Genomic DNA, 25,429 nt, shown 5'->3' with positions numbered 1-25,429 from the left:
TTCGTTGCACATGGGTGCGGACAGGGTACGAAGTCAGGTTAGAGCACCTCCCCGAACGGGGCGGCCTGTTGCCCGGCGTCGGCAACCGCTCTTTCTATTTGATAATGATTCTCAGTCTGTGTTGGACTGTCGCCATGACTCCACGCCGATCCCCCGCCTTCCTACGCCCCGCCGTCGGACTCGCCACGGCCGCCCTCCTGCTGACCGCGTGCGCCACACCGACCCTCCCCGCAGGCACGCCCTCGGCCTCGGCCGAGCCCAGTTCGCAGGTCGGCGGAGACGCACACGAAGTGCGCACCCAGACGACCCGCCTGCTGTTCTCCCACGACAACGGCCTCACCCTGATCGACGCGCAGACCGGCGACGTGGTGCAGGAGACCACACACCCCGGCTTCCTCCGGCTCAACGCCGCCGGCGACGGCCGCCACGTCGTCGTCACCGATGGCGACCGCTTCCTGGTCTACGACGCCGGAGTGCAGTCGCGTCCCCACGGGGACCACTCCCACCACTACACCTACGTCCCCGGCCTGACCGCCCGGGAGTACACGGCGCCCAAGGCTGGGCACGTCGTCGCCCACCAGGACCGCACCGCCTTGTTCGCCGACGGCTCGGGAGACATCCAGATCGTCGACTCCGCATGGATCGGCGATCCGGACGCCCCCGTCACGGCCCTGAAGACCGACGCGCCGCACCACGGGGTCGCCGTTCCCCTGGTCGACGACGGCGTGCTGCTGACCCAGGGCACCGAGGAGTCCCGCTCCACCGTCCAGGTTCGTCGCAACGGGCACGTGGTGGCGCAGACCGACGACTGCCCCGGCGTCCACGGGGAAGCCACCGCCCAGTCCACCGACTCCGGCGACACCGTCGTCGTGGGGTGCACCAACGGTCCCGTGGTGTGGCGCGACGGCGCCTTCCACAAGGTCGAGGCCCCCGACGCCTACGCCCGCACCGGGAACTCGTCGGGATCCCCCCTGTCCCCCATCGTCCTGACCGACTACAAGTCCGACGCGAACGCCACGAAGGAACGCCCGACCCGCGTCGCCCTCGTGGACACCCGCACCGCCACGTTGAAGCTGGTGGAACTGGGCTCCTCGTACTGGTTCCGCTCGCTGGCCCGCGGACCCGAGGGCGAGGCGCTCGTGCTCACCGCCGACGGCGCCGTGCAGGTGATCAACCCCGAGACGGCGACCGTGGAGGCGTCCATTCCTGCGATCGGCGCCTGGACCGAGAAGGACGACTGGCAAGACGCCGGCCCCTCGATCACGGTGGCGGGACACACCGCCTACGTGACGGACGCCGCGGCCCAGTCCGTGACGGTCATCGATCTCGAGGAGCGCAGCGTCGCTCGCACGCTGAAGCTGGGAGCCACGCCGACCGAGGTGGCCGTGGTCAACGGCATGACCGCCGAGGAAGAGGCGGCCCAGCACGACCACTCCCACGGGTGATCGCGCGGCGCTGACGCCTGCCCCCGGGCGTTCGACCCGCTGCGAACGCCCGGACCTGGCCCTCTCCCCGGCGGTGGAGAGAGGGCCTTCCCCGTGCTGGACCCGAGGTCCGGCGCGATCAGGAGTCCAGCGCCGTGCCGCGCAGTTCCGGCAGCCGGGTGGCCGCGATCGCGGCGAGCGCGAAGGCGGCCCCGAACACCCCGAACACCAGCACCGAACCGCCCGCCCCCAGCATGATCGGGACCAGCAGGGGCGCGATGATCGACGCGATCCGCCCGAAGGCCGCCGCAGCTCCCGCACCGGTGCCGCGGATCGTCGTGGGGTACAGCTCAGGCCCCACGGCGTACAGGGCACCCCAGGCGCCTAGGTTGAAGAACGACAGCAGGCAACCCGTCAGCAGGATCGACCACTCGGTGGTGGCCAGTCCGAAGCCGACGGCGGCCAGCGCCGAGCCGGCCAGGAACGTCGCCAGGGTGGGCCGCCGCCCCCACTTCTCGATCAGCCACGCGGCCACCGCGTAGCCGGGGATCTGCGCGAGGGTGATGATGAGCGTGAACTCGAAGCTCTTCACCAGCGGGAAGCCGCGCGCCACCAGCAGACTCGGGATCCAGATGAAGGCGCCGTAGTAGGACAGGTTGATGCAGAACCAGACGATCCACAAGGCGGCGGTGCGCCCCCGCAACTCGGGGCTCCAGATCGAGACGGTCCCCCGGGACTGCACCGGAGCCACGTTGGGACTGGGCACAGGCGCGACGCCTGCCGCATCCTCGAAGCGGCGCACCGACGCCTCCGCCTCGTCGAAGCGACCCTTGCTCTCGGAGAACCGCACCGACTCGGGCAGCCCGTAGCGGACGACCAGCGCATACAAGGTCGGGACGATGCCCACGGCCAGCGCCCACCGCCAGCCGTTCTCGCTCGCCGGGACCAGCAGATACCCCAGCAGTGCGGCGCCGATCCAGCCGAGCGCCCAGAAGGCCTCCAACGCCACCACGACCCGGCCGCGGATACGCCGGGGCGCGTACTCGCTGACCAGGGTCGACGCGACCGGCAGTTCCGCGCCGAGGCCCAGCCCGACGAGGAAGCGCAGCACGATCAACGCGGCTACCGAGCCGACCAGGGCCGAGGTCCCGGTGGCGATGCCGTACACGAGCAGGGTGAGCGCGAAGACCTGGCGGCGGCCGAACCGGTCAGCGAGCAGGCCGCCCAGGCTGGCACCGAGCGCCATGCCGACGAAGCCGATCGAGCCGATGACGCTGAGCGTCGTCGCATCGAGCTTCCAGGAGACCGCCAAGGCAGCCATGACGAACGAGATCAGGCCCACATCCATGGCGTCCAGCGCCCACCCGATCCCCGATCCGACCAGCAGTCGGGTGTGCTGCCGCGTGAACGGCAGGCGATCCAGGCGTTGCGCCCGGGTCAGCTTCTCCTCCATGTCCGCGCAGACTATGCCCCACGCGGCGTCGCGACGCAGGACGTCCGAGGCACGGCACGACGAGGAACAATGGACGCCATGACGACCGCTTCGCCACCGCACGGCTTCGACGAGCAGCTCGCCCAGGAGTGGGACTGGCTCCCGGGTGCGGCGATCGAGTTGGAGGAGTACCTGCGGCGGCTGATGGCGGAGGAGCCCATCAATGCCCACCTGATCACGGCGCGGTCGAAGTCGATCGGCTCGTTCCTGCGCAAGTGTCGCTCCAAGGGCTACGACGACCCGCGCACTGAAGTCACCGACCTGGTGGCGGCCCGCGTCATCGTCTACACCTCGGCCGAGCGGGAGCGTGCGATGGCTGCGATCCGCGACCGGTTCTCCCTCACCGAGGATCGCAATCCCGGCGACGAGCGCGACCCCGACAAGAAGGGGTACGACTGCTGGCATTTCATCGCGACCGGCGAGCGGTTCGACTCCCAGTGGATCCGGCGGGGCGGGGACCTCGACCACTACTTCCATGCCTTCAACGGCCTGGAGATCCAGGTCCGCACGGTCGCGGCGCACGCGTGGGCCGAGTACGAGCACGAACTGCGCTACAAGAGCAAGCAGTACGAGGAACTCTCCCCGCAGGGGCGCGCGGAGATCGACGCGCTCTTCCTGGAGGCGCACACGCTGCGCCAGCGGTTGGACGACTCCTTCCTCAACATCGCCGACCGACTCCGGGACCTGCCCGGCCAGGCAGCGGCGTCCACCGCTGTGGAGGACTCCCCCGCCGGTGACGCGAACCTGCCCGCAGCCGCCCTGGTGCAGACCCCGGTTCCCGTCATGACGCCCGACGAGATCGACATCGCGGCGGTGCGTGCCTGGATCGCAGCCCGCTACCCGGACGCCGAGGAGCCCTCGGAGCAGGGGCTGCGGTTCGCGGTGGAGTTGCTGCGCTCCATCGGGGATCCCCTCGATCAGATCAAGCGCCGACTCGACCGGCTGCCTGCCGGGCTGGTGGCCCGCAACCTGCGCCGCGAGAGCACCACCGTCACGAGGGTGCGCGCCCTCGACGACGAACTGCTGGCGTCCTACGGCGAGCGTTACCTCCACGCCACCCAGCACACGGGCTCCGACCCGTCCATGGAGGCCCGACTCGACCAGTTGCGGTGGCGCTGGCGTCTGATCCGCAACAAGGTGCCGCGCTCCCGCGACTGACCGGCCAGGTCCACCGACCCCCGCGACAGAGCAACCTGGGACACACCCCGTCTCGGGGGGCGCCCCCTACGGGCGGAGACGAACGAAGACCGCCACCGTGCGGGAGGGCACACGGGCGATGCCGTCCTCGACGCGCGCCCGGCGCACCACGTCGTCGGCGCCATGCGCCTGCACCGGGTGCAGCGTCCACGACGTGCCGACCTCGGCGGGAAGCGGCTGCTCGGCAGGCCAGGGCAGCGCGTTCGCGACGACCAGAACCCCCGCGAGCCGGGAGTCGACCCGCGTGCCGCGCTCATCGTCGAGGAACATGACCACCACCCCGGGGCGCTGCGCCCAGGTGCCCGAGGCGGGAAAAGTCAGCTTGGCCTCGATCTGGGCGGCGCTGCCGAGGCGAAACAGCCTGCTGGAGGACCGCAGCCGCAGCAGGTCGAGGGCGCGCGCATGGGTGGCACCGACCAACCCCGCGTCCGGACGCAACGCCGGGTTGGCGAGCAGCGGCGCCACCCACCGCCAGTGGGTTTCGTTGTCTCGGGCCGGCGGCAGCCCCCGCCCGAAGCCGTTGTCGCGGCCCGTGTAGTCGAGCCGATTGAACCAATCCCCGGAGTCGTAGCTGTTGCGATCCAACGACTTGCTGCGCAGCAGGTCGACTCCCGCATGCCACAGCACCGGGTTCTGGCCGAGCGTCGCCAGCGCGAGGGCGACCAGGGTCGCGCGGGCCCGCTGTCCGGGGTCGGTGGCGACCGGCAGCGCGGCCGCCAGGGCGTCATACAGCGTCTCGTTGTCGTGGGCGTCCACGTAGTTGAGCGCCTCATCGGGCTCGGCGGCATAGCCGGCCGACACGCCGGGCCAGAACTCCACCTGCGCGCCGGTGACCGGCCGCCGCGTCCGGGCCGAGCGGAAGGCGACGGTGCGCAGCGTCCCGGCCAGACCGACCTGGATGACGTCGGTGAGGGCCAGGAGCCGATCGTGCTGGGCGGCCGAAGTGCCGTTGTGGGCGGCGCCGTTGGGCGCCCCGGCGAGCCCGCTGACGAATCCCTGCCTGCCGGGATCGGCGTCGAACGGGGCGGCACCCCGGACGGCGTCGCGCAGCCGGTCGGAGAACGTGGCGATCCCGGTGCCGTCGAGTTGCCCCTGGGTGGCCTGCACGAACCGGGCGTTCCCGACGACCTCACCGAAGTCCCAGCCTTCGCCGTGCAGGGTGACGGCCGGACCGTCGACCCCGTCGCCATCGAGGGTCAGGGCGTCCAGGGCCGCCCGGACGTCACGCATCACCTCGACGCTGTGGTGGCCCATCAGGTCGAACCGGAACCCGTCGACGCGGTAGTGCCGCGCCCAGTGGACGCAGGCGTCGACCACGATCCTGGACGCCATCGCAGTCTCGGTGGCGACGGCGGGGCCTGCCGGGGAGGTGGCGATGGTGCCGTCGAGTTCGCGCCGGTAGTAGTAGCCGGGGACGATCTTGTCGAGCACCGAGCTGGGCTCCTGCCCGGCCGCGAACGTGTGGTTGAACACGACGTCGAGGACGACCCGCAGGCCGAGTTCGTGCAGCGCCCCGACGGCGCCGCGCAGTTCCGCGACGCGGGCTCCGCCGTCCTGGTTCCCGGCGGTGGCGTAGCTGCCCTCGGGCGCGAACCAGTGCCAGGGGTCGTAGCCCCAGTTGAAGGGCGTCCCGGCCTGGTGCGCGGCCCGCTCCTGCTGGAGGGCCCCGGCGGGGCTGGCCGCGGACAGCTCGACGATGTCGGGGTGGCGCTGGGCGGTGCGGTCCTCGACGACGGAGGCGAAGTCGAGCACGGGAAGGAGCTGCACGCTGGTGAGGCCCGCCTCGGCGAGACGCCGCAGATGGGCGCGGCCGTCGCTCTCGACGCCGAAGGCGGCATAGGTGCCGCGCAGGTCGGCCGGGACGCTGGCGTCGTCGCGGCTGTGATCGCGGACGTGGAGTTCGTAGGCGACCTGGTCGACGCGGTGACGCAGGGGCGGGCTGTGGGCGGCCAGCCAGCGGGGCTCGGCCCAGCGCGGGTCGGTGAGGTCGGTCAGGACCCCGTGGCGTGAGTCGGTGGTGAGGGCGACGGCGTACGGGTCGGTGACCCGGTTCTCCACGACCCGGTCGAAGGCGGGCACGTACACGGTGACGCTGTACAGGTAGCGGCGATCGGCCCACGCCGGGGTGCCGGTCACCTGCCAGATTCCGTCCGGGTCGACGGTGAGCGGGTGACGTTCGACGGGCGCGTCCTCGGTGTCCCCGCCCCACACCAGCGCCTCGACCGCGCGGGCGGTCGGCGCCCACAGCCGCAGCGTCGGGGTCCCGCGGCGCCAGCGGACGCCCAGCGGCGCCGACGCCGCCCCGGGGTAGAGCGCGTCCAGCAGCGGGGCCGTCTGAACCCCGAGGGCCGCGACCGCGGCGCCGGAGTCGGCCCGTCCGATGAGGAGGATCTGCCCCCGGACGGCTGCCTGCAGGTCGAGACCGTCGGGGACGGTCAACGCGAGGGCGTCGGACACGTGGGGATACGCCTCCCGCACGGCCATGGGGACGCCGTCGGGGAGCGGGGCGAGCGGCACCTGCGTCCACGGGACGGGTTCGCGGCGCCGCACGTCGATGCCCCCCTCGGCCGCGGCGTGCAGCATCCAGGCCGTGGCGCCAGAAGGGGCTCGCGGCACCAGGAGGAGGCCGGGGCTCACCCAGACCGCGGGGAGGCGATCGAGGTCGGGTGCCAGCACGACACCAGCCTACGCACCCGGTTCCGTATCGACGCCGGGGTCACGCGGCCAGCGCCGCGTACCGGCCGCCGACGGCCATCAGGTCCTCGTGGGTGCCGCGCTCGATGATGCGGCCCTGATCCAGGACGACGATCTCGTCGGCGTCGCGGACCGTGCTGAGCCGATGCGCGATGGTGAGCGTGGTGCGGCCTCGCGCGAGGGCGTCCAGAGCAGCCTGGAACTCGCGTTCCGTCTCGGTGTCCAGCGCGCTGGTGGCCTCATCCAGGACCAGGACGCGGGGGTCGGCCAGCAGGGTGCGCGCGACGGCGACGCGCTGCCGCTCGCCGCCGGAGAACCGGTGACCGCGAGCCCCGACGAGGGTGTCGAGCCCGTCGGGCAGGGCGGCGATGGTGTGACTCACCTGGGCGACCTCCAGGGCGCGCCACAGTTCGGCGTCGTCGGCGTCCGGCTTGGCCTGGAGGAGGTTGTCGCGGACGCTCGCGTGCGCCAGGTAGGTCTCCTGGCTGACGACGCCGATCACGTGGGCCAGATCCTGCGCGGACAGGTCGCGCAGGTCGATGCCGTCGACCGTGATGCGTCCCTGGGTCGGGTCGGCGAGCCGCACCAGGAGGGCGGCCAGCGTCGACTTGCCCGATCCGGTCTCCCCCACCACCGCAACCGAGCGGCCGGGCGCGAGGGTGAGGTCGATGTGGGAGAGAACGTCGCTCTCTCCGTCGGGGTAGCGGTAGGACACGTCGTCGAAGACGACCTCGCCGCGGACCGACGCCGTGGGCAGCGGTGTGGGCCGGGCGGGCTCGGGCACCTCGATGGGCAGGTCGAGGTAGCCGAAGATGCGGCTCAGCAGGGCCATGGACGCGATCCACTGGGCTCCCATGCTGAGCAGCCCGAGGATGGGTCGAAAGATCTGCGCCTGCAGCGCGGTGAACGCGACCAGGGTGCCGATGGTGATGGTGCCGGTCAGCGCGGGGAACCCGGCGGCGAGGTAGATGAGCGCAGGAATGACGGCGAAGATGATCTGCATGGTGGCCATGCGCCACTTGCCGGCGAGCTGGCTGCGGATCTCCAGGTCGACCAGCGTCGCGGAGGTGCGGTCGAAGGAGTCGACGCGCGCCTGCCCAGCGCCCAGCGTCTTGGTCAGCATGGCCCCGTTGACGCTGAGGGCCTCGTCGACCTGGGAGTGGAGGTCGGCCAGGGTGGCCTGGCGTTGCGCGGTGATGTCGCGGCGGATGAGGGCGACCCGCCGCGTCAGGATGACGGCGGGCGGCAGCACGATGAGGCTGAGCAGGCTGAGGCGCCAATCGAGGATGATCATGGCCGCGGCGGTGCCGACGGCGGTGGTGATGTTGGAGGCCACCGACGTGGCGGTGGTGGTGATGACGGACTGCAGCCCGGCGATGTCGTTGATGAGGCGGGACTGGATCTCGCCGCCGCGGGTGCGCTTGAAGAACGCCATCGACTGGCGTTGCAGGTGGGCGAAGACGTCGGAGCGCAGTCGGCTCATGACCTTTTGGCCCATGGTGGTGGCCAGCCAGGTCTGCACGACGCCGAGGACGGCGGTGGCCACGGCGACGCCGATCATGCCGAGCACGGTCCACGCCAGCAGCCTGGTGTCGCCGTGCGGCAGCGCGTCGTCGATGATGGCGCGCAGCAGGAAGGGCTGCGCGAGGCCCACCAGCGAGGCGGCGACCACGGTGAGGATCACGATGGTCAGCGAGCCGAGGTGGGGGCGGAAGAGGCGGACGACGCGGTCCCAGCCGACCGGTGATTCGGCGAGCTGGGCGCGGTCGGCCGGGTCGATGCGGGCTGGTCCGCGGAGTTCTGGGGGTCCCATCTCCATGCGGTTCCCCTTTCTGTCGATATACTGAGGTTACCTCACTAACAACCGCGGAGGCGTCGTGCCTATTCCCAGCTCACCCGAGCTCGCCGATCTCATCCTGCGCACCGCCCGCCGCCTGCGCTCCGCTCACGCCGACGCCCTGGAAGGGCTCCCGGTCAACCCCCATCAGGCACACGCGCTGCGAGCGATCGCCCGCCTGGAACCAGCACGCCCCTCACAGATCGCGGGACGCCTGCGGGTCGCTCGCGGGTCTGCCACCGAGGTGATCGACACCCTGGTCGCGGGCGACTGGGTGGCGCGCACCCCGGACCCGTCGGACGGGCGGGCGACGCTGCTCACCCTCACCGACGAGGGGCGTGCCCTGCTGGACCAGGTGACCCTGGCCCGCAATCAGGGGGCCGAGCTCATCCTGGGGGGCCTGCCTGACGATGAGCGGAGCGCGCTGGCCGCCACCCTCAGCCTGGTCGCCCCTCGGCTGGACTCGGTGCACGAGAGCCCCCCGCCTCGCTGAGCGACCCACCCAGACCTCAGGGCACCCCACGACCTCACCGCCCGGGAGGCGCCTTGGACGACGGACGGGGGCAACCGATCCCGTCTGCCTTTGCGGGAGTTCTCTTCCCCGGTTATGTTGAGAACCATTCTCACTATCGAATGGAGCTCTCCCGTGCGTGCTTCCCGCGTGGCCCTGCCCGGCCTCCTCGCCTCCCTGGCCCTGATCGTCACGGCCTGCTCCACCGGTCCCGCGCCCACCCCCGATCCCGCAACCTCCGCCCCACCGGCCCTCGCCGTCGCCACCACCACCCACTGGGGATCCGTGCTGGCCGACATCACCGGGTGCGCCCACGCCACCTCCGCGACCCTGATGGGGCCCGGGGATGACCCGCACGAGTTCTCCACGTCCTCCGCCGAGGTCGCCACCCTGGTCAAGGCCAGGCTCGTCGTCACCAACGGGCTCGGCCTGGAAGGCGGCCTGACCACCACGTTGTCCAACGCCGCGCGGGACGGCGCCACCTTGTTCGACATGGCCCCCCAGCTGGATCCGATCCCCTTCGGCTCGGCCACCCACGACCACGTCGAGGGCGACGGGCACGACCATGCGACCCACGACGCGCACGACCACGGATCGGCTGACCCGCACGTGCACATGGACGCCGCCCGCGTCGCCACCGGCGCGGGGCTGATCGGCGCCAAGCTGACCGAGGTGACCGGCGACCCCCAGTTCGCCGCCTGCGGCTCCCAGGTGAAGGAGTCGATCATGGGCACCGACGCGGAGGTCCGGCAGATTCTGTCCGTCGTCCCACAACAGCACCGCGTCCTGCTCACCGACCACGAGGCGTACAACTACTTCGCCCAGGCCTACGGCTTCACCGTCGCGGGCGTCGTCATCCCCGGGGGCGGCACCGACGCCGAGCCCAGCTCGGCCGAACTCGCCGCGCTGGTCGATGTCGTCACGAGCAGCGGCGTCCGGGCGATCTTCTCCAACAACACCGTCAACCCGCGACTGGTCGAGGCCGTGGCCAGGGAGGCGGGTGGCGACCTGCGGGTGATCGAGCTCTACGAGGGATCAGTCGGCCCCGCAGGCTCGGGGGCCGAGACCTATCAAGGGATGATGCTCACCGACGCGCGCCGCATCGCCGACGCGCTGGCGTGACGTCTCGACGCGACGAGGATCACGGTGGACTGGTGGATCGAGCCCTTCCTGCTGGGCTTCCAACAACGCGCACTGGTCGGCGGCCTGGTGGCCGCCGCCACGTGCTCGATCGTCGGGGTGTGGCTCGTCCTGCGCGGCATGAGCTTCTTCGGTGATGCCTTCGTGCACGGCGTGCTCCCCGGGATCGCCGCCGGGGTCATCGTCGGCTTCAGCCCCTACCTGGGAGCCGCCGTGGCGGCGCTGGTCATGGTGGGAGGCATCGAGCTGATTCACCGCCAGACCTCCCTGAAGGAGGACACCGCCATCGGGCTGCTGTTCGTCGGCATGATGGCGCTCGGTGTCGCGGTGATCAGCAAGTCGCGCTCCTACACGGGGTCACTCACCTCGATCCTGTTCGGCGACATCTTCGGCGTCGACGAGCCGACGCTGGTCTCCATGGCGGTCCTCGGTACGGCGGTGGTCGTCGGATCGCTGGCCCTGTACCGGCCGCTGCTGGCGCTGGCGTTCTCCTCGGCGAAGGCTCAGACACTGGGCATGAACCCTCGCTTCACCCATGCCGCGCTCCTGGTGCTGATCGCCACCGCGGTGATCGGCAGCTTCCAGGCGGTCGGCACACTCCTGGTGTTCGGCCTGCTCGTGGGACCGCCGGCCACCGCTGCGCTGCTGGCCCGCACCGTTCCCCGGATGTTCGCCCTGTCGGTGGCACTGGCCGCCATCGCCGTCTGGATCGGGTTGACGCTCAGCTACCACTGGGGCACGGCCGGGTCGGCGGCGATGGCCCTGGTGTCGATCGCCGTCTTCTTCCTCACCCTCGCGGCGACCCGCATCCGCGCCGCGATGAAGCCCTCGACCGCGACAGCGGCCCACGCATGAGCGGGCCAACGGCAGAGTTCGCCCGAGCCTCGGGCCTGACGCTGGGGTACGGTCACCAGATCGCGCTCGGGGCGTCCGACTTCACGATCCCCCATCAGGGCGTCACCGCGATCATCGGGCCGAACGGCTCGGGCAAGTCGACGTTGCTACATGCCCTGGCGGGGGTCATCGCCCCGCTGGCGGGGACGCTGAGCGTCCTGGGCGGACGCCCCGGCCGCCGCGGCTCCACCTCCTACGTCATGCAGTCCCCGGCATTCCCGACCGGCACCCCGATCACGGTCCGCGAGGCCGTCGCGATGGGTCTGTACCCCGAACTGGGCTGGTTCCGGCGTCCCCGAGCTACCGATCGGGTCCGGGTCCAGGAGGCGATGGAGCGGCTGGGGGTGACGAGCCTGAGCGGCCGGCACCTGGACGAGCTCTCCGGTGGGCAGCGGCAGCGGGTCTACGTGGCCCAGGGCATCGTGCAGCGCCATGAGGTGCTGCTGCTGGACGAACCGCTGACCGGCCTCGATCTGGTCTCGATGCGCACCATCGACGCGATCATCCACACCGAACGCGACCATGGACACGGGTGGTGCTCACCACCCACAACCTGAGCGAGGCGCGGGCTGCCGACTGGGTGCTGCTCACCGCCGGGCGCGTCCAGGCCGCCGGCCCCCCGGAGCAGGTCCTGACCCGCCCGCACCTGGAGGCCGCCTACGGCTGGGGTTCCCCCCATCAGCCGGGTCCCGGGGTCCTCGACGACCCGGCGCGCCCGCCCGCGGACGCTCCAGACCTCACCGCACGCCAGCAGGGAGACGCCGCAGGCCTGTCCCCGGGATGAGACGCAGCCCATCCCGGGGACTGATGCCCGCCCCCGGCGGGCTGCTTAGGCTGAACGGGTGACCACATCCCTCTCCGCGCCCGAGCGGCCGATCAGGCCGGTCTGGCGCGACTCGAAGTTCTGGATCCCGCGACCGACGGACGCAATGCTCAGCGCGCTCGTCATGTTCCTCGCCATCGACCAGGGCAGCGTGCGCGGTGGCGCCTGGTTCCTCGTCCTGGTCGCGGGCGTCGCCGTTCCGTTGCTGTGGCGCCTGAAGTACCCCGACCTGGTGGCGCTGGCCATCATCCCCGCTCATCTGCTGCAGGTCGCCGTGGTCGCGGGTCCCTCGCTCACCAACGTCGCCGTGCCGGTCATGCTTTACACGGTCGCCGCCTACGGTCACGAACGCTGGCGCAACACCTGGCTCATCGTCGGGTTCACCGCCGCCTTGCTCGCCGCGGTCTCCTGGTCGCAGGTCTCCTGGTATCCGGCGACGAGCGACATGTTCGCCGTGGCCGCCTCGTTCACGGCCCTCGCCTCCCTGGTGGCCGCCTCCTGGGCGATCGGGAGCGCAGTCCGGTCGCGCACCGTCGCCCGAGACGCTTCCCTCCACGCCCTGCTGGCCCAACAGCAGCAGTACCAGCAGGCCGTGGTGCTGACCGCCGCCCAGGAGCGCCAGCGGCTCGCGCGGGAAATGCACGACGTCGTCGCCCACAGCCTGGCGGTGATCGTCGTCCAAGCCGACGGCGGGGCGTACGCCGCAGGCATGGACGGCGATCCTGAGAAGCGTCTGGCCACGGCCGAGCGGGCGCTGACCACGATTCGCGCGACCGCCCAGGAATCGCTGGCGGAGACCCGGCGGCTCGTCGGCGTCCTGCGCGACGGGCAGGCACCCGAACTGGCCCCGGCGGCCAACCTGGGCGACCTGCAGGGGATCGTCCAAGGCCTGGCGGACGCCGGCCGCGACGTCCGCCTCGAGGTGACCGGCGACGTGTCGCTGCGCAGGCTGCTCAGCCCCGCCATGGAACTGGCCATCGTGCGGATCGTCCAGGAAGCGCTCACCAACGCCGTCAAACATGCGGGCCCGGACGCCGCCGTCCGCGTCCGGATCCACCACTCCCCTGCCGGAGTGTCGCTGCAGATCCGCGATAACGGCAAGGGGGCGGGCGTCACCGACGGGCTGGGGCACGGCCTGGTCGGGATGCGCGAGCGTGTCGCCGCCTTTGGTGGCACGATGGCGGCACGTAACCACATCACCGGAGGCTTCGTGATCGAGGCCTTCATCCCGACCAGCCCTGGAGCCGCAGCATGACCGAACCCATCCGCCTGATCCTGGCCGACGACCAGGAGTTGGTGCGCCTGGGATTCCGCATGGTGCTGGACGCCCAATCCGACATGACCGTGATCAGCGAGGTCGGCAACGGCGCGGACGCCGTGCGTGCCGCCACCGGTCCGGCGGGCTGCGATGTCGTGCTGATGGACATCCGCATGCCGATCATGGACGGGGTGGAGGCCACCCGACGCATCGTGGAGGCGGGAGCCTCCGCGAAGGTCCTGGTGCTCACCACCTTCGACCTCGACGAGTACGTGTTCGCCGCCTTGCAGGCGGGGGCGTCGGGCTTCCTCCTCAAGGACGCGGGCCCCGCCGAACTGCTGGCTGGCATCCGGGCGGTGCACAGCGGCGAAGCGGTCGTCGCCCCGACCGCCACCCGTCGGCTGCTGGAGCGTTTCGTCCCGCTGCTGCCGGGGGCGGGCGCCGCCACCCGCGCCGTCACTCGGATCGAGGAGCTCACCGAACGGGAGCGGGAGGTCCTCACCTTGGTCGCCCAGGGCATGACCAACGGCGAGATCGCCTCCTCGTTGTACCTCGCCGAGGCGACGGTGAAGACCCACATCGGCCACATCCTCGCCAAGCTGACCGTCCGGGATCGGGTCGGCCTGGTCGTCTTGGCCTACGACGCCGGACTGGTCTCGCCGCAGGCCTGACGTAGGTCCTCATCCCGTGGGTTGACCGGGTGCGCCCGGAGGGCGAGGGGCACCCCTGCGCAGGATGCAGCCTGGACGCGGCGGCAGGCCGATGACGCGCGCTGGCGCCTCCGACAGGCTGGGTGGGTAGCCCAACAAGGAGGAGCATCCCCTATGCCCATCGCACCACCCGCCGTCCGCGCCGAGGCACTCACGAAGGTGTACGGCTCCGGCGAGACCGCCGTGACCGCACTGGACGCCGTCAACACCCAGCTCGAATCGGGGGAGTTCACCGCGATCATGGGCCCCTCGGGCAGCGGGAAGTCGACGCTCCTCCACCTCCTGGCTGGACTCGACCAGGCCAGCTACGGGCGCTCCTGGGTGGGTGACGTCGAGATCACCGGACTGGACGACAAGCGCCTCACCCGCGTGCGACGCGACCACATCGGGTTCGTGTTCCAGTCGTTCAACCTGGTTCCCACCTTGGACGCCCGCGAGAACATCGTGTTGCCGCAGCGGCTCGCGGGCCGCCGCCCCGACCAGGAATGGTTCGACGAGGTGGTCTCCACCCTCGGGCTCACCGAACGCCTCACCCACCGCCCCTCAGAGCTCTCCGGCGGCCAGCAGCAGCGCGTGGCCGTCGCCCGCGCGCTCGTCATGCGCCCCACGGTGATCTTCGCCGACGAACCCACCGGCTCGCTCGACTCGGCCGCCAGCGCCGACGTGCTGGGTGTGCTGCGCCGGGCCGTCGACATGTACGGCCAGACCGTCGTCATGGTCACGCACGACCCCTCCGCGGCGCGCGCCTGCGACCGGATCGTCCGCCTGGCCGACGGCCGCATCGTCGCCGACGAGCGGTGAGAACGGTGCTGCGCGAACCACGCCGTCTTCTCTCCTCCGCCCTCGCCATCGTTTTGGGTGTCGCCTTCACCTGCGCCACCTTGATCCTCGGCTCGTCGCTGTCCCGCTCCTATGCCGACCAGGTCGCCGGCCGCGTCAAGGACGCCTCCGTCGTCGTGAACGCCGCCGCCATCACCCCCGAGACGGTTGCCCAGATCAACGCACTTCCCGGCGTGACCGGAACCCGGCCGCTCGTCGAGTCGGGCCGTTCCGCGGGCTCCCCCGCCTACTACGTCCAGATCCTGACGCTGCCCCAGGGTGGTTCGACGACTGTTCTCCAAGGCCGCCTCCCCACCGGCGACTCCGAGATCGTCATCAACGAGGCCATGGCCCAAGCCGGCCACCTCAAGGTCGGCGACCGGGCCCCGTGGCCCGATTCCACCGACACCATCGTCGGCATCGTGAAGCCCGGATCCGACGCCTCCGCCTACCCGAGTCAGCCCGCCGTCCTCGCACCGGACAAGACCGCGCTGCGGCTCGCCGACAACACGTACGCCTTCGTGATGGTCTCCGGGCCCGACGGTGCTGCGCTCGCCGCCACGATCAAGGCGCTCCCCGCCCTGTCGGGGGACAAGGCGACCGTGGCGGAGGCCGCCGCTTGGACGGCCAAAAAGATCGAAGCCTTCACCGGCAACACGGCCATCACCACCGGCATCCTCCTCACTTTCGGTGTCATCGCCTTCTTCGTGGCTGCCCTCGTCATCAGCAACACGTTCTCGATCCTGGTCGCGCAGAACACCCGCCGTCTGGCGCTCCTGCGGTGCCTGGGTGCCTCCCGTGCACAGACGTTTCGGCAGGTGCTCGGCGAAGCCGTCATCACGGCCGCCATCGCGGGCGTGGTGGGCCTGGGCGCAGGGTGGGGCCTCGTCTCCCTCCTGCCCCGGTTTGCGCCCGACCTGTTCGACCTGAACAGCGTCACCCCGGACGCGGTCGCCCTCATCACCCCGTGGCTGGCAGGCATCGCGGTGACCGTCGGCGCGGCCGCCCTTCCGGCTCTGGCCGCGACGCGCGTCCCCCCGCTGGCGGCGCTGCGTCCCGACCTGACCTCGTCCAACGGACGCCCCATCGGATGGGTTCGCACCGTGGCCGGACTGGCCCTGTTCGTCCTCGGCGTCGGCGCGCTGGTGACCGCCGCGCTGCAGCATGATCTGGTGATCGGCCTGGCCGGGGGTGTGCTGAACTTCGCCGGAGTCCTGCTGCTGGGCCCCTGGTGGATTCCCGCCGCGGCCGCAGCCCTCGGCCGACCTTTCCGGGCCCACATCGTGGGGCAACTCGCCGGGGAGAACACCCGGCGCACGCCCCGGCGCGCCGCCACCACAGCGGGGGCGTTGCTGATCGGCACCACGTTGGTCTCCATGGTGCTGACCGGCGCGGCCATCGCGAGCGCGACGATCGAGGACACCATCGTGCGGCGCTACCCCGCCGAGATCATGGTCTACGGTCCGGTCACCCCACAGATCGCCCAGCGCGTCGGCGCCGTGAACGGCGTGCAGGCCACCGCCCAGACCCAGATCGCCTCGGTCGAGGTGGAGGCGAACGGCCGCAAGAGCGAGTCGACGGTGCTGGGATTGACCGACGCCACCGCCGCTACCTTCGGCTGGTCATCGGCTCAGAACCTGGCCCCGGACGAGATCACCCTGGGCTCCTCGACGATCAGTCACGGATCACCGGTCACCGTCTCGGCGGGTGGAGCGTCCCTGCGGATGCGCGCCCGCATCGTGCCCCAGGCGTCGCTGTCCGCAGTGCGGCCCGAGGTGATCGCCACGCTGGCGCCCGACGCGGAGCAGGTGCTCCTGGTCAAGCTGACCTCCCAGGCCGACCCCACCACGGTGCTGGGCGACATCGGCGCCGCACTCGGCGACAACCCCGAACTGTCACTGATGTCGTCTCACATGGAGCGGGACTCCATCGCGCAGGCGTTCTCGACGGTGCTGATCGTCGTGCTGGGCCTGTTGGCCGTCTCGGTGCTGATCTCCCTGGTCGGGGTCGGTAACACGCTGGGGCTGTCCGTGCTGGAGCGACGCCGCGAGACGGCGCTGCTGCGGGCCCTCGGACTCGACGCCTCGGCCGTGCGACGCCTCCTCGGGGGCGAGGCCCTGCTGTTGGGCGGAGTCGCCGGGGTGGCCGGAGTGCTGCTGGGAATCGGGTACGGCATCGCCGGGATCCAGGCTCTGCTCGGTGAGCAGACCCCGGTGCTGATCAGCGTGCCCGTCGCCCAACTCCTCCTGCTCGTCGGCCTCAGCCTGGGTCTTGCCTGGGTCGCGTCGGTGCTGCCCGCCGGACGAGCGGCCTCCGTCTCGCCCGCCGCCGCGTTGGCGCAGGAGTAGCTCACCCGCCCTCGGAGAGCCACGGCCCCGCGTTCGCAGGAACGCGGGGCCGTGCCCCGTGCTGGGCTGATAGCCTGCGAACGCTTCGGGGACGAGGAAGCCGGTGAGAGTCCGGCACGGTCGCGCCACTGTGAGCCCAGCGTCGTCGACGCCGGGTGAGTCAGACACTCCCCTCGTGGTTCACCAGCTCATCTCGTGGACGCGTCATCCGCATGGGGCGCCGTCTCGGCAGCTCTTCGCTCGCGTCCAGCCAGCGAAAGGGACTCACCAGATGTCGCTCCTTCGCCGCATGGTTGCCACCATCGGCCTCCTCCTCGCCCTCGCGCTCACCGGCTGCGCCACCGGCACGCCGCCCGCGACGAGCACAGCCCCCGTCGACCGCCTGACGATCTTCAACTCCTACAAGATCGCCAGCCTTGATCCGAGCGAGTCGGGAACGAACTGGCTCTTCGACTGGGGGATCGCCGAGAACCTCCTCCAGGTCGACGAGCAGGGCGTCATCCAGCCGTGGCTCGCCGCGTCCGTCACCCGCACCGACGACACCCACTGGACGATCGCGTTGCGTCCGAACCTCACTTTCCAAAACGGCAAACCGTTGGACGCCACGGCCGCCGTTGCCGCGCTCAACCGCCAGGTCGCGAAGGCGAAGGCCACCCGGGTGTACCTCGAGGAAGGGTCGGTCTTCACCGCGGTGGACGACCTCCACCTCACGCTGACCACGCCCAAGCCGAACGCGATGGTGCCCGCGGCGCTCGCGTCCCGCGACAACGCCTTCCAGGTGTACGACGTGGCCGCCATCGAGGCCGCCGCCGGCGACTCGACGAAGATCGTCGGGCAGGGCGCCTTCACCGGCCCCTACGCCATCACGGCGTGGACGCCTGAAAACCTGGAGACCGCCCGCTACGACGGCTACTGGGCCGGACGTCCCGCCCTGGCCAACGTCACCGTGAAGGTCGTCGCCGACGAGCAGGCGCGCATCGCCGGCGTCCAGAGCGGCCAAGCCGACCTCGCGTTCTACCCCTCCCCCGACGCGAAGCTCGCCCTCCACGGCAGCAGTGACGCCACCTTCCTCGCCTCCGAGCAGGCCCTCCAAGCCCTGCTCATCGACATGAACCTCTCGGCGGCGCCTTTCAACGACGTCGCCGTCCGGCAGGCGTTCGCCCGCTCCATCGACTACGCCGCGCTCGCCGATCAGGTCGCCAACGGCGTCTTCGACGTGGCCACCGGCCTGTACCCCGCCTCGATGCCCTACGCGGTCGCCAACCAGAGCACCGACGTTCCTGCCGCCCAGGCACTCCTGGATCAGGCAGGCTGGACGACGGGCGCCGACGGCATCCGCAGCAAGGACGGCTCGCGCCTCGTCGTGCGGTTCGTCACCCAGGCCCAGGGCCCGGAGACGCTGGCGCTGGCCACCGCGATGCAGGCCCAGGTCAAGAAGGCCGGGTTCGACCTGCAGATCAACAACGCCGAGGACTCCGCGGCCGTGAAGAAGGACATGTCCGCCTGGGACGCCTCGATCGGCCTCAACGGATCGCTGTCCGGCACGGCCGACCCGCTGCAGCCGTTCCTTTCCCGCTGGACCACCGGCGGCTCGGCCAACGCGCAAGGGCTCTCCGATCCGGCCGTCGATGCCCTGGGCGCGCAGCTCAAGGTGACGTTCGACGAGTCCGCCCGCAACGACCTGCTGAAGGAGGCGCAGCACATCATCGCCGACGAGAAGGCGTACGTGATCGCCGCCACCTACAAGCGGTTCCTCGTGATCGCGTCCCCCACGTGGAAGGACTACCGGGTCTCCAACGTCCGCGCCCACCTGCGATGGAACACCGCGCCCTGATCGGGCCGGGCCGGTGGTGGGTGCGGCTCCTCGTGGGCCGCACCCTCACCGCCGTGCTCGTCGTGTTGGGGGCAAGCCTGTTCATCTGGGCGCTCGTTCCCCTCATGGACGGCGACCCCGCCCGCCTCACCCTGCTCGCCCGGGGCGTCAGCGAGCCGACCCCGGACCAGGTGGCCGAACTGCGTGACGCCTTCGGCCTGGACCAGCCGCTGCCGCTGCAATATCTGTCGTGGCTGGGGCGCGCACTGACCGGCGACCTGGGGTATTCCTGGCAGTCCGGGCTGCCCGTGACGGGGGAACTCGTCAGCAGGCTGGCGCCCACGATCAGGCTGGCGCTGACCGCCCTTCTGCTCGCCTTGTGCTGCGCTCTCCCGGTCGGGCTGATCGCCGCCCGCTGGGAGGGCGGCTGGCCCGATCAAGCCTCGCGGCTGCTGGCCATCGGATCGGCGTCCACGCCGTCCTTCCTGGTCGGGTTGCTCCTGATTTCCTACGTCGTCGTGCCGCTGGGCTGGAAGAGCGTCGTCCTGAACGGGGAGTGGAACCAGGTGTGGCTCCCCGCCGCGTGCCTGTGCTTCGGCATGTTCGACGCCTGGTCACGGGTGTGGCGGGGTGGCCTGGTGGCGGGGCTACATTCTGGGAACGCGGCCGTCCTCACCGCGCGGGGGGCACAGCCCCGGCGCATCCTGCTGCGTCACGCCGTCCCCAACGCGTCCGCGCCCCTGATCGGCATCGTGGCGGTCTCCGCGGGCGGCTTGCTGGGCGGTGCCGCCATCATCGAGACCGTCTTCACCTGGCCCGGGGTGGGCGCCTACGTGGTGTCCTCCGTCCTGGCCCGCGACCTCCCCGTCGTCCAGGCGTACACCGTCATGGCCACGCTGACCTACGTGCTGGCGAGCCTGGCGGCCGACCTCGTCACGGTCGCGATCGACCCACGACTTCGAGAGCGGCGATAGACCCTCATGCCTTCCTCCCCCGCCCGAACGGGCGTCCTGCGTCGCGGGCTGTCCTCCCCGCTGGGACGCACCGGCCTCACGCTGGCCGTGGTGATCGCCCTGGTGCTCCTCGTGAGCCCGTTCCTGGGCCTGCCGGGCTCGGTCGACCAGGACCTCTCCGCCAAGCTCGCACCGCCCAGTCCTACCCACTGGCTGGGAGCCGACCAACTGGGGCGCGACGTCCTCGCCCGCACCGTCGAGGCGGCGGTCCGCTCCACGCTCGCGGCAGCCCTCGTCCTGGTCGGCTCCTTGACGATCAGCATCGTCGTCGGGGTGAGCGCTGCGACGTTTCCCGCCCTCGATGCGCCCCTGATGCGCCTGGTCGACGTCGTCCTTGCGGTCCCCGGACTCATCCTGGCGCTGGCCATCGTCGGGCTGCTCGGCCCAGGATTCACGCACCTGCTGATCGCGCTGATCATCTCCTCATGGGCCGGCAACGCCCGGCTCGCCCGCGCCTACGCCCTCACGGTCGCCGGACGCCCCTACGTGCGGGCGGCGCGACTGGCCGGCGTCGGCCGGATGCGCATCCTCACCACCCACCTGGCCGGGGCGGTCGCGCCGCGCATGCTGATCGTCGCGACCCTCGACCTGGGCGGCGTCATCGTCCGGCTGGCCGGGTTGTCGTTTCTCGGCCTGGGCCCCATGCCGCCCGCGGCCGAACTCGGCGCGATGCTCGGCGAGTCTCGCGCCTACCTGACGAACGCCCCGTGGCTGTTCATCGTCCCGACGGTGACCATCATCGCCCTCACCCTGGCCGCCAACCTGATCGGTGAAGCGATCAGCGACGCCGCGAACGGGGGCGACCGTTCATGACGACCGTGAGCCTCGACTCCCTGAATGTGACCTATCCCGACGGCACGCACGCCGTGCGCGATGTGTCCATGAGCGTGGCTGAGGGCGAACTCGTCGCCGTCGTCGGAGAGTCCGGCTGCGGCAAGTCGACGCTGGCCAAGACGCTGCTGGGCGTCCTGCCCGCCGGGAGCACCGTCACCGGTTCGGTCCGGCTGGGCGGACGGGACCTCTCCGGCGCCTCCCCCGGCGACTGGCGCGACGTCCGGGGACGTGAGGTCGGCTACGTCAGCCAAGACCCGTTCGCGGCCATGGACCCGCTGTGGCGCATCGGCTCGAACGTCGGCGAGGCGTGGCGGGTCAAGCACGCCTCCCCCGCTCCGGGACAGGTCACCGCGTCGCTGGAGGCCGTCGGGATCGAGGAGGCCGCGGAGCGGATGCGGCAGTTCCCGCACGAGTGGTCGGGCGGGATGCTGCAGCGAGCCGAGATAGCGGCGGCGGGTGCCTGGGCGCCGCAACTGCTGGTCGCCGACGAGCCGACCGCGGCGCTGGACGCCGACCTCGCCGACGCGATCATGGAGCGGCTGCGCACCAGCGCGGCCTCGGTGCTCCTGATCAGCCACGACCTCGCCCTCGTGTCCCGGCACGCCGACCGCGTCCTGGTGATGTACGGCGGGAGGGTGGTCGAGGCGGGGCGCGACGTCCTGCGCGTCCCCCGGCACCCTTACACCGTCGGCCTGCTGGCGGCGATCCCGCGCCCTGGCCATGGCCTGCCGACCCCGCTCGACGGCTTCCCACCGGACCTGCGCGATGACGCCCCCGGCTGCCCGTTCGCTCCCCGCTGCACTCGCGCCCTGCCTCCGTGCCACACCACGACGCCCGCCCTCGCCGAGGGTCTGGCCTGCCCGGTGGTGCTCGCATGACCGTGCGCCTGGACGGGGTCGGCTTCCACTACCCGGGCGGCAAACCCCTGCTGCGCGACGTCCGCCTCGACGTCACGCCGGGCCAGATCATCGGGGTGCGCGGCGGGTCGGGCAGCGGCAAGTCGACGCTGCTGAACCTGCTCGCGGGCTTCCTCAGCCCCACCCAGGGCAGCATCGCCTGGGCGGGGCGTCCGCGCCCCCGGCCCGGCACCGTGGCCATGATCTTCCAAGACGCCGCCGGCAGCCTCAATCCGCGCTGGCCCATCGGACGCAGCGTCGGGGAAGTCCTCATCGGCGTCCCGCGTGCCGAGCGACGCGCCCGCGTCGTCGAGGCGCTGGCCGAGGTCGGGCTGGGTGACGTCGACCCCCGGACGCTCCCCACCCAGCTCTCCGGCGGCCAATGCCAACGGGTGGCCATCGCCCGCGTCCGGGCCCGGCCACCGGAGCTTCTCCTGGCAGACGAACCCACCAGCGCCCTGGACGCCTCCGTGGGCGCGGGCATCATCCGCATCCTGCACGACCTGGCGAGCGAGCGCACCGCGGTCGTTCTCGTCAGCCACGACGCCGCCGTTCTGGGCGTCCTGGCCTCCACCATCCTCACCCTGCGTCACGGCGCACTCACCAAGGAGCACGATGACTGACCCCCTCGACCTCGCCGAGGCAGAGACCGCCCTGCATCGACTGATGCCCACGGCGAACCTCAGCGTGGGGGGACGCTGGATCCCCGCCGCGGACCTCCTGGCCGACCGGCAGGCGGTCGCCGACCTGGTGGCCGACCACGCGCGCGTCCGATCCATCACGGTGGAGCGGCATGCCGCGTCCTTGTTCTTCCAGCGCTATTCTCACCGGCTGTGCTCGGCGGTCGTCGGGACCTGGATCCTGACCGGTCTCCCCCTCGACGCTGCGGCCGAGCAGGCGACGGTGCAGGTGCGCGAGGGCAGCCCCGTCGGGATGCATCTGACGGGGGCCCTGCGCCCCACGCCGTCAGTGGAGGAGTTCGCTGCCGGCCTGCTGGAGGGCCACCTCCTGCCCCTGGCGGCGCACCTGCGCGAGACGTCGCGGCTGTCGCAGGCGCAGGCCTTCGGCAACATCGCTGCGGCCATCGGCATGGCGGCCCGGGCGGTCTCTCGCCTCCGCCCCGCCGACCAGGTCCTGGAGGCCGTCGCTCCGCTGCTGGAGAGTCGGGCGGCCCTGGCGCGGCTGGGCTCGTTCCGGATCCTGGAGGGGCCCAACGGGCCGCGGCTGTTCTACGACCGGGCCACGTGCTGCCGCTGGTTCGAGATCCCGGACGGCGCCTACTGCTCCTACTGCTCGCGGCTCAGCGCCGACGAGAGGACCCGGCGCTTCACGGACGCAATGGACGCTGAGGCGCTGCTGCCCTGACCCGGATCCCGGCACAATAGGGCCCATGATCATCGCTGCCGCCGACGGTTCTTCCCTGTCCAATCCCGGACCCGCGGGCTGGGCATGGTTCGTCGACGGCGAGAGCTGGCACGCCGGAGGGTGGCCGCACGGCACCAACAACATGGGCGAGCTCAAGGCCGTCCTCGACCTGCTGGAGCAGACCGCCGACGCGCAGGACGACCTCCTCATCCTGTGCGACTCCCAGTACGTCATCAACTCGGTCACCAAGTGGATGCCCGGCTGGAAGCGCAAGGGCTGGAAGAAGGCCGACGGCAAGCCCGTGCAGAACGTGGACCTCCTCCAGGCCATCGACGCGGCCCTCCCCGGACGCCGGGTCACGTTCGAATGGGTCAAGGGACACGCCGGACACGAACTCAACGAGGCCGCCGACGTGCGCGCCCGCGCCGCGGCGACCGCCTACCAGAAGCGGCAGCCCGTCGACGCCGGGCCGGGCTTCCGCGGTGCGTCCATCGACGCCGCGGCCACACCCCCGGAGCCCACCCCGGCCGGTCCCGTCCCCGAACCCGACCTGTTCTCCGACACGGAGGATTCCGCCGAGCATCCCGTGGTGGCCCAGCAGCGGCGGTGGCTTTCCGAGGCCCTTCGCGCCGACCCTGAGGCCGCCGCAGCCCTCCTGCACCCACGGTTCACGGGCATCGACGCCCGCGGTGTGCCCTCCGGCAAAGGCCGGACCCTGGCGTCCCTGGCGCCCCTGCCCGAACCCGTCAGCGTCGAGGTCGACGGCGTCGACGACCTGGCGCCCTGGGTGGTGCTGCTGCGCTGGCACGCCCGGAGCCGGTCCGCCGTCAGCGCCCGCTCCTCGATCTGGGTCAAGCAAGGTGAGACCTGGCGGCTGCGCTTCGAGCAGGCCACCCCCACCACCCGCTGATAGCACACCCGCACGCGCGATGCCGGGCGCCCGCACGCTGAACACCCGCCCACGCGGGCGGGGACCTCCTTAGTGTGTGCTCATGTCCGAGAACCTGCAGGTGAGTACGCCCGACGTGTCCTACGAGCTGCCGATCACCGACGGCACCATCCGCGCCACGGACCTCAAGCAGGTCCCCACGGCCGACGGTCCGTTGGCCACCTACGACCCCGGCTTCATGAACACGGCGTCCTGTCGCAGCTCCATCACCTACATCGACGGGGACGCCGGGATCCTGGAGTATCGCGGCTACCCGGTGGACCAACTCGCCGCAGGGGCGACGCACTTGGAGGTCGCCTACCTGCTGCTCTACGGCGAACTCCCGACCCCCGACCAGTTGGCGTCCTGGGAGAAGCAGATCAACACCCACCGCATCGTGCACGAGAACGTCCGCGACCTGATCGACGCCTTCCGCTACGACGCCCACCCGATGGCCAAGCTGATGTCCGGGGTGGCGTCGATGCAGACGTTCTACCCCAGCTCGCGGCGCATCGACGACCCCGAGGCCCGCGAGATCAACATCATCCGGCTGCTCGGCAAGATCCCGACGATGGCCGCCTGGTCCTACCGGCACTCCATCGGCCGGCACTTCGTCTACCCCAACGACGAACTCGGCTACGTCGACAACTTCCTCGCCATGCTGTTCCAAAGCCAGCAGCGCGTCTACCGCGCCGACCCGCGCGTCTCCCGGGCCCTGGAGGTCTTGTTCATCCTCCACGCCGACCACGAGCAGAACTGCTCCACCAACGCCGTCCGCTCTGTCGCGTCCGCTGGAAACGACCTGTTCACCTCCGTCGGTGCCGGGATCGGCGCCCTGTTCGGGCCGCTCCACGGCGGTGCCAACGAGGCAGTGCTGGGCATGCTGCGCGAGATCGGCACCATCGACCGCGTCCCGGAGTTCATCGCCGGCGTCAAGGAGGGCCGCGCCCGGCTGATGGGATTCGGGCATCGCGTCTACAAGAACTACGATCCCCGCGCCAAGATCATCAAGCGCTCCTGCGACGACGTGTTCGAGGTCACCGGCGTCAATCCGCTGCTGTCCATCGCCTTGGAACTGGAGAAGATCGCCCTGGAAGACGAGTACTTCGTCTCGCGGAGGCTGTATCCCAACGTCGACTTCTACTCCGGGCTGATCTATGAGGCGCTGCGGTTCCCGCCAGAGATGTTCACCGTCTTGTTCGCGGTCCCGCGTACCGCCGGCTGGTGCGCCCAGTGGCTGGAGAACATGACCGACCCGGAGCAGAAGATCATGCGTCCCAAGCAGATCTACACCGGATACCGCGAGCGCACCTTCATCCCGCGCGAGGAGCGGGGCTAAAGGCCTGGGACGCCGAGGATCGGGGCGGGCACCGTCTCGGTCCTCGGCGTCTCCAGCCTCAGTCCTCGGCGGGTTGAGGCTCAGTCCTCGGCGG

At 71.2% G+C, this 25,429-nt stretch carries 22 protein-coding genes and 1 riboswitch; of the genes, 19 read left to right on the top strand and 3 right to left on the bottom strand.

Translation table 11 applies throughout. The annotated features are described in order from the left end of the window. Window positions 1-134: 134 nt before the first annotated feature. Window positions 135-1,445, top strand: coding sequence for a hypothetical protein (locus V7E09_RS01345; protein ID WP_324510253.1), 1,311 nt, complete (start codon window positions 135-137; stop codon window positions 1,443-1,445). A gap of 118 nt (window positions 1,446-1,563) precedes the next feature. Here V7E09_RS01345 and V7E09_RS01340 read toward each other — a convergent pair whose 3' ends face one another. Next, complete coding sequence (locus V7E09_RS01340; RefSeq protein ID WP_324510252.1) at window positions 1,564-2,877, bottom strand: MFS transporter; 1,314 nt, start codon at window positions 2,875-2,877, stop codon at window positions 1,564-1,566. Between the two features lie 78 nt (window positions 2,878-2,955). Between V7E09_RS01340 and V7E09_RS01335 the strand changes: the two genes are divergently transcribed. Next, entirely contained in the window at window positions 2,956-4,074 is a 1,119-nt protein-coding gene (locus V7E09_RS01335) for a GTP pyrophosphokinase (protein ID WP_324510251.1), read from the top strand. A 66-nt stretch (window positions 4,075-4,140) separates the two neighbouring features. Here V7E09_RS01335 and pulA read toward each other — a convergent pair whose 3' ends face one another. Both pulA and V7E09_RS01325 read right to left on the bottom strand, forming a co-directional pair. Beyond that, a complete protein-coding gene (pulA, locus tag V7E09_RS01330; protein WP_324522927.1) occupies window positions 4,141-6,789 on the bottom strand; it encodes a pullulanase-type alpha-1,6-glucosidase in 2,649 nt (882 codons plus the stop codon). A gap of 40 nt (window positions 6,790-6,829) precedes the next feature. After that, window positions 6,830-8,626, bottom strand: coding sequence for an ABC transporter ATP-binding protein (locus tag V7E09_RS01325; RefSeq protein ID WP_324522926.1), 1,797 nt, complete (start codon window positions 8,624-8,626; stop codon window positions 6,830-6,832). A 58-nt stretch (window positions 8,627-8,684) separates the two neighbouring features. On the opposite strand from V7E09_RS01325, the gene V7E09_RS01320 reads away from it, so the two are divergent. From V7E09_RS01320 to V7E09_RS01240, 17 genes are all read left to right on the top strand, one after another. After that, a complete protein-coding gene (locus V7E09_RS01320; protein WP_324510248.1) occupies window positions 8,685-9,137 on the top strand; it encodes a MarR family winged helix-turn-helix transcriptional regulator in 453 nt (150 codons plus the stop codon). A gap of 153 nt (window positions 9,138-9,290) precedes the next feature. After that, window positions 9,291-10,277 carry a metal ABC transporter substrate-binding protein gene (locus V7E09_RS01315; protein ID WP_324510247.1) on the top strand — a complete coding sequence of 329 codons (987 nt, stop codon included), beginning with the start codon at window positions 9,291-9,293 and terminating at the stop codon, window positions 10,275-10,277. Window positions 10,278-10,301: 24 nt separating this feature from the next. Then, the gene (locus V7E09_RS01310) at window positions 10,302-11,150 is read left to right on the top strand and encodes a metal ABC transporter permease (protein ID WP_324522925.1); all 849 of its coding nucleotides are present in this window, start codon (window positions 10,302-10,304) and stop codon (window positions 11,148-11,150) included. Then, the gene (locus tag V7E09_RS01305; protein WP_324522924.1) at window positions 11,147-11,746 is read left to right on the top strand and encodes a metal ABC transporter ATP-binding protein; all 600 of its coding nucleotides are present in this window, start codon (window positions 11,147-11,149) and stop codon (window positions 11,744-11,746) included. The genes V7E09_RS01310 and V7E09_RS01305 overlap by 4 nt, the downstream gene beginning before the upstream one ends. Then, window positions 11,722-11,973, top strand: a complete 252-nt coding sequence (locus V7E09_RS01300) for a hypothetical protein (protein ID WP_324522923.1) — start codon at window positions 11,722-11,724, stop codon at window positions 11,971-11,973. The genes V7E09_RS01305 and V7E09_RS01300 overlap by 25 nt, the downstream gene beginning before the upstream one ends. A gap of 58 nt (window positions 11,974-12,031) precedes the next feature. Beyond that, window positions 12,032-13,267 carry a sensor histidine kinase gene (locus V7E09_RS01295; RefSeq protein ID WP_324510244.1) on the top strand — a complete coding sequence of 412 codons (1,236 nt, stop codon included), beginning with the start codon at window positions 12,032-12,034 and terminating at the stop codon, window positions 13,265-13,267. After that, entirely contained in the window at window positions 13,264-13,941 is a 678-nt protein-coding gene (locus tag V7E09_RS01290) for a response regulator transcription factor (RefSeq protein ID WP_324510243.1), read from the top strand. Before V7E09_RS01295 ends, V7E09_RS01290 begins: the two co-directional genes overlap by 4 nt. Window positions 13,942-14,094: 153 nt before the next feature. Further along, window positions 14,095-14,781, top strand: coding sequence for an ABC transporter ATP-binding protein (locus V7E09_RS01285; RefSeq protein ID WP_324510242.1), 687 nt, complete (start codon window positions 14,095-14,097; stop codon window positions 14,779-14,781). 5 nt (window positions 14,782-14,786) lie between these two features. Beyond that, window positions 14,787-17,147, top strand: a complete 2,361-nt coding sequence (locus V7E09_RS01280) for an ABC transporter permease (RefSeq protein WP_324510241.1) — start codon at window positions 14,787-14,789, stop codon at window positions 17,145-17,147. A gap of 63 nt (window positions 17,148-17,210) precedes the next feature. Continuing rightward, window positions 17,211-17,320: riboswitch (cobalamin riboswitch) on the top strand. A gap of 98 nt (window positions 17,321-17,418) precedes the next feature. Further along, complete coding sequence (locus V7E09_RS01275; protein ID WP_324510240.1) at window positions 17,419-18,981, top strand: ABC transporter substrate-binding protein; 1,563 nt, start codon at window positions 17,419-17,421, stop codon at window positions 18,979-18,981. Further along, a complete protein-coding gene (locus V7E09_RS01270; RefSeq protein ID WP_324510239.1) occupies window positions 18,963-19,934 on the top strand; it encodes an ABC transporter permease in 972 nt (323 codons plus the stop codon). Before V7E09_RS01275 ends, V7E09_RS01270 begins: the two co-directional genes overlap by 19 nt. Window positions 19,935-19,940: 6 nt before the next feature. Further along, on the top strand, window positions 19,941-20,786 hold the full coding sequence (locus tag V7E09_RS01265; protein WP_324510238.1) for an ABC transporter permease: 846 nt from the start codon (window positions 19,941-19,943) through the stop codon (window positions 20,784-20,786). Then, window positions 20,783-21,685: an ABC transporter ATP-binding protein gene (locus tag V7E09_RS01260; protein WP_324510237.1), complete on the top strand. Its 903-nt coding sequence runs from the start codon at window positions 20,783-20,785 to the stop codon at window positions 21,683-21,685. Before V7E09_RS01265 ends, V7E09_RS01260 begins: the two co-directional genes overlap by 4 nt. Further along, the gene (locus V7E09_RS01255) at window positions 21,682-22,326 is read left to right on the top strand and encodes an ABC transporter ATP-binding protein (protein WP_324510236.1); all 645 of its coding nucleotides are present in this window, start codon (window positions 21,682-21,684) and stop codon (window positions 22,324-22,326) included. Before V7E09_RS01260 ends, V7E09_RS01255 begins: the two co-directional genes overlap by 4 nt. Continuing rightward, on the top strand, window positions 22,319-23,068 hold the full coding sequence (locus V7E09_RS01250) for an IucA/IucC family C-terminal-domain containing protein (protein WP_324522922.1): 750 nt from the start codon (window positions 22,319-22,321) through the stop codon (window positions 23,066-23,068). Before V7E09_RS01255 ends, V7E09_RS01250 begins: the two co-directional genes overlap by 8 nt. A 25-nt stretch (window positions 23,069-23,093) precedes the next feature. Further along, window positions 23,094-23,978 carry a ribonuclease HI family protein gene (locus tag V7E09_RS01245; RefSeq protein WP_324510234.1) on the top strand — a complete coding sequence of 295 codons (885 nt, stop codon included), beginning with the start codon at window positions 23,094-23,096 and terminating at the stop codon, window positions 23,976-23,978. 82 nt (window positions 23,979-24,060) lie between these two features. Then, entirely contained in the window at window positions 24,061-25,335 is a 1,275-nt protein-coding gene (locus V7E09_RS01240; RefSeq protein ID WP_324510233.1) for a citrate synthase, read from the top strand. The last annotated feature ends 94 nt before the right edge of the window (window positions 25,336-25,429 follow it).

Origin of the sequence: Propioniciclava sp. (assembly GCF_036744435.1) — a bacterium.
Lineage (GTDB): Bacteria > Actinomycetota > Actinomycetes > Propionibacteriales > Propionibacteriaceae > Propioniciclava.
Note: the sequence above shows the minus strand (reverse complement) of the source record. Positions and strands in the feature narration are given on the sequence as shown.

Excerpts from the sequence above, each read along its gene's own strand:
- V7E09_RS01345 (WP_324510253.1), top strand. The coding sequence starts at position 135 with ATGACTCCACGCCGATCCCCCGCCTTCCTACGCCCCGCCGTCGGACTC.
- V7E09_RS01340 (WP_324510252.1), bottom strand. The coding sequence starts at position 2,877 with ATGGAGGAGAAGCTGACCCGGGCGCAACGCCTGGATCGCCTGCCGTTC.
- V7E09_RS01335 (WP_324510251.1), top strand. The coding sequence starts at position 2,956 with ATGACGACCGCTTCGCCACCGCACGGCTTCGACGAGCAGCTCGCCCAG.
- V7E09_RS01325 (WP_324522926.1), bottom strand. The coding sequence starts at position 8,626 with ATGGAGATGGGACCCCCAGAACTCCGCGGACCAGCCCGCATCGACCCG.
- V7E09_RS01305 (WP_324522924.1), top strand. The coding sequence starts at position 11,147 with ATGAGCGGGCCAACGGCAGAGTTCGCCCGAGCCTCGGGCCTGACGCTG.
- V7E09_RS01290 (WP_324510243.1), top strand. The coding sequence starts at position 13,264 with ATGACCGAACCCATCCGCCTGATCCTGGCCGACGACCAGGAGTTGGTG.
- V7E09_RS01285 (WP_324510242.1), top strand. The coding sequence starts at position 14,095 with ATGCCCATCGCACCACCCGCCGTCCGCGCCGAGGCACTCACGAAGGTG.
- V7E09_RS01275 (WP_324510240.1), top strand. The coding sequence starts at position 17,419 with ATGTCGCTCCTTCGCCGCATGGTTGCCACCATCGGCCTCCTCCTCGCC.
- V7E09_RS01270 (WP_324510239.1), top strand. The coding sequence starts at position 18,963 with ATGGAACACCGCGCCCTGATCGGGCCGGGCCGGTGGTGGGTGCGGCTC.
- V7E09_RS01265 (WP_324510238.1), top strand. The coding sequence starts at position 19,941 with ATGCCTTCCTCCCCCGCCCGAACGGGCGTCCTGCGTCGCGGGCTGTCC.
- V7E09_RS01260 (WP_324510237.1), top strand. The coding sequence starts at position 20,783 with ATGACGACCGTGAGCCTCGACTCCCTGAATGTGACCTATCCCGACGGC.
- V7E09_RS01255 (WP_324510236.1), top strand. The coding sequence starts at position 21,682 with ATGACCGTGCGCCTGGACGGGGTCGGCTTCCACTACCCGGGCGGCAAA.
- V7E09_RS01250 (WP_324522922.1), top strand. The coding sequence starts at position 22,319 with ATGACTGACCCCCTCGACCTCGCCGAGGCAGAGACCGCCCTGCATCGA.
- V7E09_RS01245 (WP_324510234.1), top strand. The coding sequence starts at position 23,094 with ATGATCATCGCTGCCGCCGACGGTTCTTCCCTGTCCAATCCCGGACCC.
- V7E09_RS01240 (WP_324510233.1), top strand. The coding sequence starts at position 24,061 with ATGTCCGAGAACCTGCAGGTGAGTACGCCCGACGTGTCCTACGAGCTG.